The following is a 15,486-nucleotide window of genomic DNA, read 5'->3' on the forward strand; positions in this document are numbered from 1 at the left end:
CAAAGCTACATATTTGATATAAATCAAGATGCCTCCCTCGCCCCTCACGCAGACCCTTTCCGAGCATTGGGCGCATTGCGACTCACATGTGATCAGGGGAACGAGAAATGCAGGACGTCGCCGACTTGAAACCGGGCCAGCAACACAAAGCGCTGGGCATGAGCACAGCAGCCTTCACGATCTGTTTTGCGGTTTGGACAATCTTCTCGATCATCGGGATCCAGATCAAAGAGGATCTCGGGTTGAGCGAAGCGCAATTCGGCCTGCTGGTCGGTACGCCGATCCTAACCGGATCTCTGTCGCGTATCTTCCTCGGCATCTGGACCGACCAATATGGCGGGCGACTGGTTTACACGCTCACCATGCTGTGCGCGGCCGCGGCGACGTTCTTGCTATCCTATGCGACCAGCTATCCGGTCATGCTTCTGGCGGCACTGGGTGTCGGCCTGGCTGGCGGCAGCTTTGCCGTCGGCATCGCCTATGTCTCCAAATTCTATCCCACCGAAAAGCAGGGCACCGCGCTTGGCATTTTCGGTGCCGGCAATGTCGGTGCCGCGGTTACCAAATTGCTCGCGCCGATGGTGCTCGTCGCTTATGGCTGGACATCGGTCGCCCAGGTCTGGGCCGCCGTGCTTGCGGTTACCGCCATCATCTTCTGGCTGACAACGGAAGACGATCCGGAACGCAAGGTGCGCAAGCAAAGCGGTGAGAAACCGCGGTCTATGCTGACGCAGCTCGAACCTCTCAAAAACCAGCAGGTCTGGCGTTTTGCGCTCTATTATTTCTTCGTTTTCGGGGCCTTTGTCGCTCTTGCTCTGTGGTTGCCGCACTATCTGATCGATGTGTACGGCCTCGACATCAAAACGGCCGGCATCCTGGCGGCTGCCTATTCGATCCCAGCCAGCCTCTTTCGGGCTTATGGCGGCCATCTGTCGGACAAATTCGGCGCGCGTAAAGTGATGTACGCGACCTTCGGCGTGTCGCTGTTGTGCCTGTTCATGCTGTCCTATCCCGAAACCGATTATATCATTCACGGGATAGAGGGGCCGATCGCATTCTCGACGTCGATGGGGCTGGTCCCGTTCGTTCTCGCGATCTTCGTCCTCGGTTTCTTCATGTCTCTCGGCAAGGCGGCCGTCTACAAGCATATTCCCGTCTATTATCCGGGCCATGTCGGCGCGGTCGGTGGTCTTGTCGGCATGATCGGCGGCCTTGGCGGTTTCATCCTGCCGATCGCCTTTGGCGCGATGAACGACCTGACCGGAATCTGGACGAGTTGCTTCATGCTGCTCTTTGCGCTGGTCGCCGTTGCCATGCTCTGGATGCACTTCGCGGTGCGGCAGATGGAACAGAAAGCCGTTGGCGAGAAATTGTCCGAGCTGCCCGAATTTCCGGAAATGCAGGATATTCACAAGCCGAAAGAGCATCGCGAGACGAAAGCGGCAACGCTCACCGACTGGCGACCCGAGGACGAGGAGTTCTGGGCCGACAAGGGAGCGAAGATCGCCCAGCGCAATCTGTGGATATCGATTCCCTGCCTGTTGCTTGCCTTTTCCGTCTGGATGGTCTGGTCCGTCGTGGTCGCGAAACTCCCGGCTATCGGATTTGAATATTCGACCGACCAGCTCTTCTGGCTGGCCGCACTTCCAGGACTGTCAGGCGCAACCCTACGGATTTTCTACAGCTTCATGGTTCCGATTTTCGGTGGACGGCTATGGACGACGCTGAGCACCCTGTCGCTGGTCATCCCGGCCTTTGGCATCGGCTATGCTGTACAAAACCCGGAAACGCCGTATTTCATCTTCCTCACGCTGGCTCTGCTGTGCGGCTTCGGTGGCGGCAATTTCGCCTCGTCCATGGCCAATATCAGCTTCTTCTTCCCGAAACGGCAGAAGGGCAATGCGCTCGCGCTGAACGCGGGGCTCGGCAATGCCGGGGTCTCGGTGATGCAGTTCGTCGTACCGATCGTCATCACGATGGGCGTGTTCGGAGCAATTGGCGGCGATCCGCAACCGGTGGCAGGCGGTGACCCGCTCTGGATTCAGAATGCCGGCTTTATCTGGATACCCTTCATCCTGATCAGCGCCGCCCTGGCATGGTTCGGCATGAACGACATAGCCTCGGCCAAAGCGAGCTTCTCCGAACAGGCGGTAATTTTCCAGCGGAAGCACAACTGGATCATGTGCTTCCTCTACACCGGCACATTCGGCTCGTTCATCGGCTATTCCGCAGGCTTCCCGCTGCTCGCCAATATCGCCTTCCCCGAAATCGACTCCCTCAAATATGTGTTCCTGGGGCCATTGGTCGGCGCGATCTCGCGCGCTGCAACAGGGTGGGTGTCGGACAAATGGGGCGGCGCCCGGGTTACCTTCTGGGTGTTTCTCGTGATGATCGTCGCGGTTGCCGGGGTTCTCTATTTCCTCGGGATCAAGGATCAACCGGGTGCTTTCTGGGGCTTCTTCGCCATGTTCATGCTGCTGTTCTTCGCGACCGGCGTCGGCAATGCCTCCACCTTCCAGATGATCCCGATCATCATGCGCAAGGAAACGGCACGGCTTATGCCGGAGCTTCCAGAAGCTGAGCGGCTGCGCGGAGCAGAAAAGGAGTCCGCAGCGATTATCGGCTTCACCTCCGCGATCGCCGCCTATGGCGCCTTCTTCATCCCGAAATCTTACGGCACGTCGATTTCGATGACCGGCGCGCCCAATGCAGCGCTCTGGGGCTTCCTGATCTTCTACGCCGCCTGCGCCGTGGTCACCTGGTTCGTTTACTCGCGCCGGGGCGGCCTGCTCCACGATATCGAACGCGGCCGTGAAATCCCGCTCCAACCACAGCCCGCCCAGTAAGGAATAGATGCCATGAGCCATCTTCTCGATCGCCTGAATTTCTTCACCGCCAAACAGTCCTTTTCGGACGGGCACGGCGTGACCACGAAAGAGGATCGCCGCTGGGAAGACGGATATCGCAAGCGCTGGCAGCACGACAAGATCGTGCGCTCGACGCATGGCGTGAACTGCACCGGCTCATGTTCGTGGAAGGTCTACGTCAAGGGCGGGATCGTCACCTGGGAAACCCAGCAGACAGATTATCCGCGAACCCGCCCGGATCTGCCCAATCATGAACCGCGCGGCTGCTCGCGCGGCGCGAGCTACAGCTGGTACATCTATTCGGGCAACCGGCTCAAATATCCGCTGGTGCGATCGCGGCTCGTCAAGCTGTGGCGCGAGGCCCGCAAGACGATGGAACCCGTTGCCGCCTGGTCTTCAATCGTAAAGGACAAGGCGAAACGGGATTCCTACACCAAGATCCGCGGCCATGGCGGCTTCATCCGCGCCGACTGGGACGAGGTGACGGAGATCATCGCAGCTGCCAACGCCTATACAGCCCGCGAACATGGACCCGACCGGGTTATCGGCTTCTCGCCGATCCCCGCCATGTCGATGGTCTCCTATGCAGCCGGATCGCGTTACCTGTCGCTGCTCGGCGGCACATGCATGTCTTTTTACGACTGGTATTGCGATCTGCCGCCGGCCTCGCCGATGACGTGGGGTGAGCAGACCGATGTTCCCGAAAGCGCCGACTGGTACAATGCCGGCTTCCTGATGCTCTGGGGCTCGAATGTGCCCCAGACCCGTACGCCGGACGCCCATTTCTATACCGAAGCGCGCTACAAAGGGACCAAATCGGTAGTCGTCTCGCCCGATTATTCGGAAGCGGCCAAATTCTCGGATATCTGGCTCCATCCCAAACAGGGCACCGACGCCGCACTGGCCATGGCCATGGGCCATGTCATCCTGCGCGAATATCATCTCGACCGGCAGGCCCAATATTTCGAAGACTATGCCCGCCGCTATACCGATATGCCGATGCTCGTACGCCTCGTCGCGAAGGACGGGCAATATGTTCCCGAACGGTTGGTCCGTGCCAGCGAATTCGAGGGTGCGCTGGGCGAAGACAATAATGGCGAGTGGAAGACGGTCGCGTTCGACGAAAAGTCCGGCACTATCGTTGCTCCGAACGGCTCGGTCGGTTTTCGCTGGGGCGACAAGGGCAAATGGAACCTGGAAGAGAAGGAAAGCAGCGGCGACGATACAAAACTGCGCCTGACCAATATTCTCGATCAGGACCAAGACGGCGTCCTCGATGTCGCCTTTCCCTATTTCGGCAATCGCGATCATGACTATTTCGAGGGAACAGACCATCCCGACACGCTGATGCGGCGGGTTCCGGTAAAGAAAATCGCGCTGGCGGAGGGCGAAGCCTATGTCGCCACGGTCTATGACCTGTTCATGGCCAATTATGGCCTCGATCGGGGGCTGGGCGGCGATAACCTGGCCAAGAGTTACGACGAGAACGAACCCTATACGCCCGCTTGGGCCGAACAGATAACCGGGGTTCCCGCCGACCATATCATTACCGTTGCCCGCGAATTCGCGTCCAATGCCGAAAAGACCAAAGGCAAATCGATGGTCATCCTCGGGGCCGGGCTGAACCACTGGTACCATATGGACATGAACTATCGGGGGATCATCAATCTCCTGATCATGTGCGGTTGCGTGGGGCAGTCCGGCGGCGGCTGGTCGCATTATGTCGGACAGGAAAAACTGCGCCCGCAGACGGGCTGGCTGCCGCTCGCCTTCGGCCTCGACTGGAGCCGGCCGCCACGGCAGATGAACTCGACAAGTTTTTTCTATGCCCATTCCGATCAATGGCGCTACGAAACGCTGGACGTCAGCGAGATCATGTCGCCCACCGCGCCCGAAGGCGATTGGGGCGGTTCGCTGATCGATTACAATGTTCGTGCCGAACGGATGGGCTGGCTGCCTTCCGCACCCCAGCTCAAAACCAATTCGCTCGATATTGCGAAGGCGGCGAAAGAGGCTGGAAAAGAGCCGAAAGACTATGTCGTGGAGTCGCTTAAATCCGGCGATCTCGAACTTTCCTGTCACGATCCCGACGATCCGGCCAACTGGCCGCGCAACATGTTTGTCTGGCGATCCAATCTGCTCGGTTCGTCCGGCAAGGGCCACGAATATCTGCTCAAGCACCTGCTCGGCACGAGCCATGGTGTGCAGGGTAAGGATCTTGGCGAGATGGGCCATACCAAGCCCGAAGACGTAGTCTGGCATGAGGAAGCCCCCGAGGGAAAACTGGACCTCCTCGTGACGCTCGATTTCCGCATGTCGACGACCTGCGTCTATTCGGACATCGTTTTGCCGACCGCGACCTGGTACGAAAAGAACGACCTTAACACCTCGGACATGCACCCCTTCATCCATCCGCTGTCGGCTGCCGTCGATCCGGTTTGGGAGTCCCGTTCCGACTGGGAAATATACAAGACGATCGCCAAGAAATTCTCCGAGATCGCGCCCGAAGTGCTGGGCGAGGAAGAAGATGTCGTCCTGACGCCGATCCTGCACGACACGCCAGGCGAAATCGCCCAGCCTATGGATGTTGCGGACTGGACCAAGGACGAGGTGGATCCCGTCCCCGGCCAGACCATGCCGCAAATTGCGGTCGTGAAACGCGATTATCCCAACCTTTACAAGCAATTCACGGCTCTTGGCCCGTTGATGGACAAGCTTGGGAATGGCGGCAAGGGCATTGGCTGGAACACCGAAGATGAGGTCGATCATCTCAAAGCGCTCAACGGCGTGGTGACCGATGAAGGCCCGACCAAGGGCATGGCGAAGATCGAAAGCGATATCGACGCCACCGAGGTAATTCTGATGCTGGCACCCGAAACCAATGGCGAGGTCGCCGTCAAGGCATGGGAGGCTCTGGAAGGCTTTACCGGGCGCGATCATGCGCATCTGGCGCGGCCCAAGGAAGATGAGAAAATCCGCTATCGCGATGTGGTGGCCCAGCCGCGCAAGATAATCTCGTCGCCAACCTGGTCGGGAATCGAGAGCGAAAGCGTTTGCTATAATGCCGGCTACACGAACGTTCATGAGCTGATCCCTTGGCGGACGCTGACCGGACGGCAACAATTGTATCAGGATCACAAATGGATGCGGGCATTCGGCGAAGGGTTCTGCGTCTATCGCCCGCCGATCGACACCAAGGCCGTCAAGCCAATGCTCGATCGTGCCGAGGGGCAAGACCATGTAATCCTGAACTTCATCACGCCGCATCAGAAATGGGGCATCCATTCAACCTATACCGACAACCTCCTGATGCTGACCCTGTCGCGGGGCGGCCCGATTGTCTGGATGTCGGAAATCGATGCGGCCAAAGCCGGGATCGTGGATAATGACTGGGTGGAGGCGTTCAATTCCAACGGTGCGCTCGTTGCCCGGGCCGTCGTCTCCCAGCGCATGAAAGAGGGAACCTTGTTCATGTATCATGCACAGGAAAAGATCGTGAACGTGCCAGGATCGCCGGTCACGGGCAATCGCGGCGGCATCCATAACTCGGTTACCCGCGCGATCCTGAAACCGACCCATATGATCGGCGGCTATGCCCAGCAAAGCTACGGTTTCAACTATTATGGAACGGTCGGATCGAACCGCGACGAATTTGTGATCGTTCGCAAACTGACGGATGTCGACTGGCTTGACGGACCTGAAAACAGGCTGTCCCCGGATATGGAGGCAGCAGAATGAAAGTCCGCGCACAAATCGGCATGGTGCTGAATCTCGATAAATGTATCGGCTGCCACACCTGCTCCGTCACCTGCAAGAACGTCTGGACCAGCCGCGAAGGCATGGAATATGCATGGTTCAACAATGTCGAGACCAAGCCCGGCATCGGCTATCCGAAGGACTGGGAAAACCAGAACCGCTGGAATGGTGGCTGGGAACGGATACGCAGTGGTCGGATCCGCCCGCGGATGGGCGGCAAATGGCGGGTGCTGGCGAAAATTTTCGCCAATCCCGACCTTCCCGAGATCGACGATTATTATGAACCCTTCACCTTCGATTACGAGCATCTGCAAAACGCGCCCGAAATGAAAGCTATGCCGACGGCGCGGCCGCGTTCGCTGGTTTCGGGCGAGCGGATGGAAAAGATCGAATGGGGCCCGAACTGGGAGGAAATCCTCGGCGGCGAATTCTCCAAACGCTCGGAAGACTACAATTTCGAGGGCATCCAGAAGGACATTTACGGCGAGTTCGAAAATACCTTCATGATGTACCTGCCGCGGCTCTGCGAACATTGCCTTAACCCGACCTGCGTCGCCGCCTGCCCTTCTGGCGCCATCTACAAGCGCGAGGAAGACGGCATCGTCCTGATCGACCAGGAGAAATGCCGGGGCTGGCGGATGTGTGTTTCGGGCTGCCCCTACAAGAAGATCTACTACAACTGGAACACCGGCAAATCCGAAAAATGTATCTTCTGCTATCCGCGGATCGAAGCCGGCCAGCCAACCGTTTGTTCCGAAACCTGTGTCGGCCGCATCCGCTATCTCGGCGTTTTGCTTTACGATGCTGACCGGATAGAGGAAGCTGCATCGACCGAGGACGAGCAGGATCTTTACCAGGCCCAGCTCGATATCTTCCTCGACCCCAATGATCCCGCGGTGATCGAACAGGCCCGCAAGGATGGCGTTCCCGATGCCTGGCTGGAATCGGCCAAGACATCGCCCGTCTACAAGATGGCGATGGACTGGAAGGTCGCCTTCCCGCTCCATCCGGAATACCGGACGCTGCCGATGGTCTGGTATGTCCCGCCCCTGTCGCCGATCAACGCGGCGGCCAATGCCGGGCAGATAGCGGTCAATGACGACATGCCCGATGTCCGTTCGCTGCGTATCCCGCTCAAATATCTCGCCAATTTGCTCACGGCGGGCAAGGAAGAGCCGGTCGCGCTGTGCCTCGAGCGGATGCTCGCCATGCGCAGCTATATGCGCTCGAAAACCATAGACGGTGTCATTGCATCCGATACGGCCGAAAAGGTCGGCCTGACCGTCCAGCAGGTCGAGGACATGTATCACATCATGGCGATTGCCAATTATGAGGATCGCTTTGTCATCCCGACCACGCACCGGGAAGAGGTGGAGGACGCCTATGATGTGCGCGGCGGCTGCGGCTTTTCATTCGGCAATGGCTGTTCGGGGGGATCCTCCGAACCGAACCTGTTCGGCACGCCGACGAAGAAACGCGTCCAGACGCCGACGGAGATATTCTGATGACGGTAAAAAGCTTCCAGGTCCTCTCGCTGTTGCTGGCCTATCCGACAATCGATATTCAGGCCGCATCGTGCGAGTTTAGCGACATCCTGACAGGCGAAGGCCTGGTTCCGACCGAGCATCTGGCGGCGCTGGACCGGCTGATAGACGAATATCGGAGCCGCGAGTTGCTCGATCTGCAGGAGCGTTATGTGCTGCTGTTCGACCGCACCCGCTCTCTCTCCCTGCATCTGTTCGAGCATGTCCATGGCGAAAGCCGGGACCGCGGTCAGGCCATGGTCGACCTCAAGGCCATGTACGAGGATCGCGGACTGGAGATCGACAGCAAGGAATTGCCCGATTTCATCCCGCTTTTTCTCGAATTTATCTCGACGCTGCCCAAAGAGGACGCGATCGATCTGCTCGGCCAGCCGGCTCATGTGATAGCCGCGCTCGGCGAGAGGCTCGCCAAACGGGAAAGCGGCTATGCGGCCGTGTTGCTGGCACTCGCTGCGATGGCTGAGGTTGACCCCGAAGCGATCAAGGCGCTGCTCGACGAGCCCGACGACGATCCTGACGACCTGGAGGCCCTCGATGCCGTTTGGGAGGCCGAGAATGTAACTTTCGGGCCCGGCTCTCCCGATGAAGGCTGCCCAAAGGTCGACGGAATGCTGGATCGGCTGGCGGCTGAGATCACTTCCCCGGCCAAGGCGGCAGGGGCCGAAACCGTTCAGAGCGGGAGCGCGAACAATGGCTGATTTTTTGAACAATATGGTCTTCGGCATTTATCCCTATATCGCGCTCTCCGTGCTCGCGATCGGGTCCGTCATTCGCTACGACCGGGAACCCTATAGCTGGCGGTCGGGCTCGAGCCAGCTCCTGCGCCGCCGCCAGCTGATGGTGGGATCGGTACTGTTCCATCTCGGTGTGCTGCTGATTTTCGCGGGGCATTTCGTTGGATTGCTGACCCCCATCGCATTTTTCGATGCGCTCGGCGTCAGCCATGGCGCAAAACAGCTTCTTGCAATCGTTGCCGGCGGCGTGGCCGGCCTGTTCGCCTTTGTCGGCGCGACGATGCTCCTGCACAGGCGGCTGTTCGATCCACGCATCCGCCGCACCTCGAGCTTCAGCGACATAGCGATCCTGTTTTTGCTCTGGTTGCAGCTGGTGCTCGGCATGGCGACGATTTTTGTTTCGCTCGACCATCTCGATGGCCATGAAATGGTGAAATTCATGTCCTGGGCGCAGGGAATTTTCACCTTCGAAGCGGGTGCAGCCAGCTATGTTCTGGACGTTCATCCGATCTTCAAGGCGCATCTTTTCCTTGGCCTGACGATCCTGCTGCTCTTTCCCTTCACACGGCTGGTTCACATGCTGTCCGCCCCGGTCCGCTATATCTGGCGGCCCGGATACCAGATCGTGCGCAGCAAAAAGGCGCTGTCATGATCACCGGCATGAGCGAACATCCGCAGGGCGGCGAGCCAATCAGCGTCAATGGCACACCAGTTCCGCCCGAGGCGATTGCCGCCGAGGCGCAGAACCATCCCTCGGACAACCCCGAAACGGCATGGGCCGCAGCAGCAGAGGCCCTGGCGGTCAAAGCACTGCTTCTCGGCGAAGCGGAGCGACTGGAAATCGAAGTCGCTGAGCTTAAGGATGACAAAGGCCGCGAGCTGGCGCCCGAAGACGCCCGGATAGAGGCCCTGCTCGAGCAGGAAGTGCAGACGCCCAAAGCCGATGAAGAAACCTGTCTGCGCTTCTATGAGCAGCACAAATCCCGGTTCACGAGCCCCGATCTGGCTGAAGCCTCCCATATCCTGTTCGCGGCGCGGCAGGATGACGAAACCGCTTATAGCAAGGCCGTCGCCGATGCTCAGGGCATCATCGCGGAGCTGAAGGACAATCCCGAGCACTTTGCCGATCTGGCCAAGCTGCATTCGGCCTGTCCGTCGGCGGATCAAGGTGGAAATCTGGGGCAACTCGGCCCCGGTCAGACGGTCGACGAGTTCGATACCTTTCTGTTCAATCTCGAGGAAGGGCAACTCTGCCCGGTCCCGGTCAAAACGCGATACGGCGCGCATGTCTTGAAAGTCGGTCGCAAAATGGCCGGCGAGACGCTCCCGTTCGAAGCCGTTCGCGCTCGGATTGCCGACTATCTGGAAGAGGCAAGTTGGCGACGGGCTGTCGCCCAGTATATTGGGATCCTCGCCGGGCGGGCCGAACTTCAGGGCCTCGACCTTCAGGGCAATGCCAGCCCTCTGGTCCAGTAGAGAAATGCGTAAAGAACCAATCCAGGTTTTGCGAAGCGAGGCCCCGAATGGGGAGTAAAGCCAGACTGTGCGGAGCGATATTGGCGGGCGGCCAGGCGCGCCGCTTCGGCTCGGACAAGGCCCAGGCCCTGGTTGACGGCGAACGCCTGATAGACCGCGCCATTGCACAGTTGGAGCCGCAGGTATCCGAACTGATAATCTGCGGGCGGAGGCTGCCGGCCCGCACATGTGTCGCGGACTATCCGGAACCGGGTCTCGGCCCCCTGGGCGGCCTGGCCGGAGCCCTGCACTATGCACGGCGCCGGAATATGCGCGCAGTTCTCAGCACCGGGTGCGATATCCTGAACCTCCCTGCGGACATTGCCGATCGCCTGTCGGGCGATGGCGCTGCGATCGTTGCCGAACTGCCCGTCATTGGCTGCTGGCCTACCGCCCTTGCCGGCCCCCTCGACAGGTTTCTCGATAGCGGAGGCCGCTCCCTTTATGCCTTTGCCGATATGATCGGCGCAAAGCGGATAACGCTGCCGGAACCGCTGGTGAATATTAACCGTCCCGAAGATCTGGAACGACTGCGGCAATGCGCCTAGCGGGTATCCGCAACCCCCTCTCCATTTCCTGATGAGCCGCACGTTCGAGGCCAGTCACGCTGCAGCACCCAGACGGTCGCTGTCCAATCGCAACGCAAAAAGACAACCGAATGCGAGTTGCCGGCAAGGCCGGTTCGGCCCGACACTCAGCCCGGCCATTCACCGGCACAGATATCCATGGCGACGGTGAGCACCCAATCCGGCCTGGGCCAGCCAGCACAGGGGGCAATATGCCTTTCAATCGACGGCAGTTTATCTCAGGCGTCGGCGCACTCGCGGCCTCTATGGGGCATGCCCATGCAAGCCCATCCCGGCGCCCACCGAACATCGTGTTCATTCTCGCGGACGACCTTGGATGCAGCGATATCAGCCTGTTGGGCCGAACCGAATATTCAACGCCTCACATCGACAGTATCGGCACCGGCGGCGTCATACTGCCCCAGGGCTATGCCAATTCTTCAGTGTGTTCGCCGACCCGCTTTGCGCTCGCAACCGGGCGCTATCAATATCGGCTGCGCGGTGGCCTTGAGGAGCCAATAGGCGCGGAACCCGAACCCGTCGGCCTTCCGCCTGAGCATCCGACCATCGCGTCCGAGTTTCGCAATGCTGGCTATCGGACGGGTCTGGTCGGTAAATGGCATATGGGATCCCTGCCCGACTATGGCCCCACGCTCAGCGGCTATGACAGTTTTTTCGGCGTCCGGCTCGGCTATGCAGACTATTTCAGCCATAGCGATCATATCGATGGCTCCGGAGGGAGCGGCCTCTACGAAGGTCAGCAGATCATCGAACGCCACGGTTATCTGACCGACTTGCTCTCGGATCGCGCGGCAACCGATATCGCCGCGGCCGCGAGAGATCGGGTTCCGCTGTTCTTAAGCCTGCACTACACCGCCCCCCACTGGCCCTGGGAAGGCCCCGAGGATGAGGAGGCGTCGCGCCATATCCGCTATCTCCTCCATCATGACGGCGGCAGCGAGGCGACCTATGCCGAGATGGTAGGCGCGCTCGATCGCGGTATCGGGCGGGTGCTCGATGCCATTGAGAGGTCAGATCAGGCTGACAATACGATCATTGTTTTCACGAGCGACAATGGCGGCGAGCGCTTTTCTTACACATGGCCCTATGTCGGCATGAAGGGGGATCTTCTCGAAGGCGGTATCCGGGTACCCCTTTTGATCCGCTGGCCGGACCGCATCGCGCCTGGAAGCGTTTCCGAGCAGACTGCGATGTCGATGGATTTCATGCCGACTCTATTGGCTGCCGCAGGACGCACGCCCGATCCGCGCTACCCGGCCGACGGGATCGACATCCTCCCGCAGATCACCGGTTCGGCGGAACCGGTAGATCGCAAACTGTATTGGCGTCACAAGGCGAACGATCAGAAAGCCGTGCGCTTCGGCCAGTGGAAATGGTTGAGCATCAATGGCCATGAATATCTGTTCGACCTGTCCAGGGATCGCCAGGAACGCGCCAATCTTGCCGATCACCAACCCGAAATTTTCGCCGAGCTCAGGGCGGACTGGGAAGCCTGGAACGCCACAATGCTGCCCTATCCGGACGATTCGTTCAGCTATTCACTAAACGGAGCCGGCCAGATTGCCGAGCACGACTAGGCGTCAGCGTCTGGTGCGCACCATGGTTGCCGATGCCGTCGCCAGCAATTTCCCAGAACTGTTTTCCAGTTCGGCTTCGACAAACACGAACCGCTTGCTGCACCGTATGATCGAGGCGCCCGCGACAATCCGGCCTTCCGCACAAGGCCGCAGGAAGCTCGTCCGCAAGTCCACGGTCTGCAAATATTCGTCCGCATCGATCCGGGTGCGTGCGGCGCGGGCCATAACAGTGTCCGCCAGCGCCAGATAGACGCCGCCATGCACCTGTCCCAGATCATGCATATGGCGGTCGTCGACATCCAGTTCGACTGTGAACCGCTCGTCGGACAGGCCGACAATGTTCAGCCCGAGCAGCGCGTTGAAACCGCTGGTCACAAACGGCCTAGCGCGGAAGTTTCAGCAGATTGGCGATATTGTTCCGCTGGATTGCCGACGACCCGCCCAAGATGGGCATGACGAGAACATCGCGCACGTAGCGCTGCATGTCGAAATCGCGAACATAGCCATAAGCGCCCATGATCTGCTGACAGGTCAGCACGATATCGCGCGCCGTGTCGCAGACGAACAGCTTGGCCATCGATGTGTCTGCCGCGGCGGGTTGATTGGCATCGATCAACGCAGCGGCATTGTACGTCATGAGGCGACAGGCTTCGAACTTTGTCTTCACATCGGCGAGCATGTGGCGGACCGATTGGATCGTACAGATCGGTTTGCCGAACTGAACGCGCTCCTGCGCATAGTTCCAGGCGTCATTCACGGCTCCGCGCGCAATGCCGAGCGCCATGGCCGCCACTTCAATCTTCTCGATATCCAGCCCCGGGCCGACAAGTTTGGACCAACCCTGACCGAGCCCTTCCTCGCCGCCGACGACATTGGAAACCGGCACACGAACGTCATCGAAACTGATATCAAACGTTCCGCCACCTTTCAGGCCCATCGTGTCCTGCGCCGTCATCTCAATTCCCTCGGAATCGGGCGGGATCAAAACGAGCGACAGGTTTCTGTACTTTTCTTCCACCGGGCCGGTGCGGACCAGGGCGTAAATATATTCGGAGATCTTCGCGCCTGAACAGAATCGCTTATTGCCATTGATGACCAGCTCGTCGCCTTCGCGCACGGCCGTTGTCCGAACGCTCGCCAGATCGGCTCCGACATCCGGTTCGCTGAAACCATAGGCGACCATCAGCCCTTCGGACGCGACCCTTGGCAGCAATGTCCGGCGCTGCTCTTCGCTCGCGACTTCGCTGATATTAAGGCCGGCATAGCAGGTTGATTGGATGTAAGCGCAGCCAACCGCCATGCTGCGCGAGCATAATTCCTCAATGACCATGATCGTCGCGGTAATGTCCCGCCCGCTGCCGCCATATTCCTCGGCAACCGTAAGACCCGTCAGGCCAAGCTCGACAAGCTTGTCATGCACGTCGCGCGGGAAGACGTTCTCCTTGTCCCATTTCTGGGCCAGCTCGCGCGGCATTTCCTTGTCGATGAAACGGCGCATGGTGTCGCGCAGCATCACAATGTGGTCGGCTTCTCCGGCGGCGTTCATGGCATGCCCTTTCGCAAATGGCGGTGATCGAGAGGGGCCAATCGCTAGGACGCCTGCACCTCAGTTCAAACTCGCAATTGGCGTAGATTGGCCATCTCCATCGCGAGTAAAATGTGAGCAGGCCAGCGGATAGTCTCGCCGGAAAAGCGAGGACAAGATGGGCGATTTTCCCGAGAACTGCTGGTATGTCGCGGCCTGGAGCAATGAAATAGACGATATATCGGTGCTCGATCGCACGATCCTCGGACACCGCCTCGCCCTCTTCAGAATCTCGACCGGCGAAATCGTCGCTTTTCGCAATCGCTGCCCCCATCGTTCCGTTCCGCTATCCTGCGGTATTCGGGAGAACGACAATCTCCGCTGCGGATATCACGGCATGCTGTTCGATCCGCAGGGACAATGCCTGGAGATTCCCGGGCAGGACCTTATCCCGCCAACCGCCCGCGCGACCACCTATCCCGCAATTGACCGTGCAGGATGGGTTTGGGTCTGGCCGGGCGACCCGAAATTGATGGATGAGACCCTGATCCCGGACATAAATCCGCTTGGAGATCCCTCGTTCCAGATGCGGACGGGCTATCTGCACTATGCGGCCGATGCGCGATTGATCCACGATAACCTTCTCGATTTTTCCCATCTGCAATTTGTCCATCGCAACACCTTCGGCGGCGGAGCCGACTGGTCCTGCAAACCGGATATGTCGCGACGGGATAAAGGGTTCCGGTTCGAACGCTGGTTCCCGGACATTCCCCCACCGCCGATTTTCAGGAGCGCGTTTCCCGAAAACGCGCGGATGGACTTGCTCAACATTTATGAATTCGACGCCCCGGGCATTCTTACCGTCAGAACGGCAATGCAGCCCGCCGGAGAGGCACCCCGCAAGGCGATCGCAATCGACGATGCCCTGGGCAATTTCAGCGCGCAGGCGGTAACGCCGGAAACCGCCAATACCGCCCATTATTTCTTTTCGATCGGCCTGCCCCGAAGCGAGCCCGAAGCCTCCTTGGAACAGCTGCTCGGCGGCACGCTGGCGGCTTTCAAAGAAGACCGCACCATCATCGAGGCCCAGCAGGAGTTGCTCCTGAAAGAACCGGACGAACCGATCGCCCGCACCGCCCTGGAAGCGGACGCCGCGATAAACCAGATGCGCGGTATTTTGCGCCAGATGGCCCGATCCGAACGCAATGCGCAGAGCAACAGGCCAAGCGGCGCGACGCCGAACTGACCGCGCTCATACCGCCAGCGACTTCGATGCGAGTTCAAGCTGAGCCGGGCTCGGCTTAGCGAGATCGGCATTCGCCAGGGGGCGGGGCCGCACGCGGATGCTGCGCCCGGCCCGGGGCCGACTTGTCACAGGAGA

At 59.5% G+C, this 15,486-nt stretch carries 11 protein-coding genes; 9 read left to right on the plus strand and 2 right to left on the minus strand.

Annotation, left to right across the window (positions count from 1 at the left end; translation table 11 throughout):
- The first annotated feature begins 107 nt into the window (after positions 1-107).
- From DFR46_RS06670 to DFR46_RS06705, 8 genes are all read left to right on the plus strand, one after another.
- Positions 108-2,846, plus strand: a complete 2,739-nt coding sequence (locus DFR46_RS06670) for a nitrate/nitrite transporter (RefSeq protein ID WP_116235735.1) — start codon at positions 108-110, stop codon at positions 2,844-2,846.
- 12 nt (positions 2,847-2,858) lie between these two features.
- Complete coding sequence (locus DFR46_RS06675) at positions 2,859-6,605, plus strand: nitrate reductase subunit alpha (RefSeq protein WP_116235736.1); 3,747 nt, start codon at positions 2,859-2,861, stop codon at positions 6,603-6,605.
- Positions 6,602-8,128, plus strand: a complete 1,527-nt coding sequence (gene narH, locus DFR46_RS06680; protein ID WP_116235737.1) for a nitrate reductase subunit beta — start codon at positions 6,602-6,604, stop codon at positions 8,126-8,128. Before DFR46_RS06675 ends, narH begins: the two co-directional genes overlap by 4 nt.
- The gene (gene narJ, locus DFR46_RS06685) at positions 8,128-8,865 is read left to right on the plus strand and encodes a nitrate reductase molybdenum cofactor assembly chaperone (protein ID WP_116235738.1); all 738 of its coding nucleotides are present in this window, start codon (positions 8,128-8,130) and stop codon (positions 8,863-8,865) included. The genes narH and narJ overlap by 1 nt, the downstream gene beginning before the upstream one ends.
- Positions 8,858-9,553, plus strand: a complete 696-nt coding sequence (narI, locus tag DFR46_RS06690) for a respiratory nitrate reductase subunit gamma (protein WP_116235739.1) — start codon at positions 8,858-8,860, stop codon at positions 9,551-9,553. The genes narJ and narI overlap by 8 nt, the downstream gene beginning before the upstream one ends.
- An 8-nt stretch (positions 9,554-9,561) precedes the next feature.
- Entirely contained in the window at positions 9,562-10,377 is an 816-nt protein-coding gene (locus DFR46_RS06695) for a peptidylprolyl isomerase (protein WP_116237199.1), read from the plus strand.
- A gap of 47 nt (positions 10,378-10,424) precedes the next feature.
- Positions 10,425-10,964 (plus strand): molybdenum cofactor guanylyltransferase, encoded by a 540-nt coding sequence (mobA, locus tag DFR46_RS06700; RefSeq protein WP_116235740.1) that lies wholly within the window; start codon positions 10,425-10,427, stop codon positions 10,962-10,964.
- 230 nt (positions 10,965-11,194) lie between these two features.
- Positions 11,195-12,580 (plus strand): sulfatase family protein, encoded by a 1,386-nt coding sequence (locus DFR46_RS06705; RefSeq protein WP_245953722.1) that lies wholly within the window; start codon positions 11,195-11,197, stop codon positions 12,578-12,580.
- Positions 12,581-12,583: 3 nt separating this feature from the next.
- Here DFR46_RS06705 and DFR46_RS06710 read toward each other — a convergent pair whose 3' ends face one another.
- Both DFR46_RS06710 and DFR46_RS06715 read right to left on the minus strand, forming a co-directional pair.
- The gene (locus DFR46_RS06710) at positions 12,584-12,955 is read right to left on the minus strand and encodes a PaaI family thioesterase (RefSeq protein ID WP_116235741.1); all 372 of its coding nucleotides are present in this window, start codon (positions 12,953-12,955) and stop codon (positions 12,584-12,586) included.
- Between the two features lie 7 nt (positions 12,956-12,962).
- Positions 12,963-14,126, minus strand: coding sequence for an acyl-CoA dehydrogenase family protein (locus tag DFR46_RS06715; protein ID WP_116235742.1), 1,164 nt, complete (start codon positions 14,124-14,126; stop codon positions 12,963-12,965).
- 157 nt (positions 14,127-14,283) lie between these two features.
- Between DFR46_RS06715 and DFR46_RS06720 the strand changes: the two genes are divergently transcribed.
- Entirely contained in the window at positions 14,284-15,351 is a 1,068-nt protein-coding gene (locus DFR46_RS06720; RefSeq protein WP_116235743.1) for an aromatic ring-hydroxylating dioxygenase subunit alpha, read from the plus strand.
- The last annotated feature ends 135 nt before the right edge of the window (positions 15,352-15,486 follow it).

The sequence above is a fragment of the Parasphingopyxis lamellibrachiae genome (assembly GCF_003385775.1).
GTDB classification, from domain to species: Bacteria; Pseudomonadota; Alphaproteobacteria; order Sphingomonadales; family Sphingomonadaceae; genus Parasphingopyxis; species Parasphingopyxis lamellibrachiae.

Excerpts from the sequence above, each read along its gene's own strand:
- DFR46_RS06670 (WP_116235735.1), top strand. The coding sequence starts at position 108 with ATGCAGGACGTCGCCGACTTGAAACCGGGCCAGCAACACAAAGCGCTG.
- DFR46_RS06675 (WP_116235736.1), top strand. The coding sequence starts at position 2,859 with ATGAGCCATCTTCTCGATCGCCTGAATTTCTTCACCGCCAAACAGTCC.
- narH (WP_116235737.1), top strand. The coding sequence starts at position 6,602 with ATGAAAGTCCGCGCACAAATCGGCATGGTGCTGAATCTCGATAAATGT.
- narJ (WP_116235738.1), top strand. The coding sequence starts at position 8,128 with ATGACGGTAAAAAGCTTCCAGGTCCTCTCGCTGTTGCTGGCCTATCCG.
- narI (WP_116235739.1), top strand. The coding sequence starts at position 8,858 with ATGGCTGATTTTTTGAACAATATGGTCTTCGGCATTTATCCCTATATC.
- DFR46_RS06695 (WP_116237199.1), top strand. The coding sequence starts at position 9,562 with ATGAGCGAACATCCGCAGGGCGGCGAGCCAATCAGCGTCAATGGCACA.
- mobA (WP_116235740.1), top strand. The coding sequence starts at position 10,425 with ATGGGGAGTAAAGCCAGACTGTGCGGAGCGATATTGGCGGGCGGCCAG.
- DFR46_RS06705 (WP_245953722.1), top strand. The coding sequence starts at position 11,195 with ATGCCTTTCAATCGACGGCAGTTTATCTCAGGCGTCGGCGCACTCGCG.
- DFR46_RS06715 (WP_116235742.1), bottom strand. The coding sequence starts at position 14,126 with ATGAACGCCGCCGGAGAAGCCGACCACATTGTGATGCTGCGCGACACC.
- DFR46_RS06720 (WP_116235743.1), top strand. The coding sequence starts at position 14,284 with ATGGGCGATTTTCCCGAGAACTGCTGGTATGTCGCGGCCTGGAGCAAT.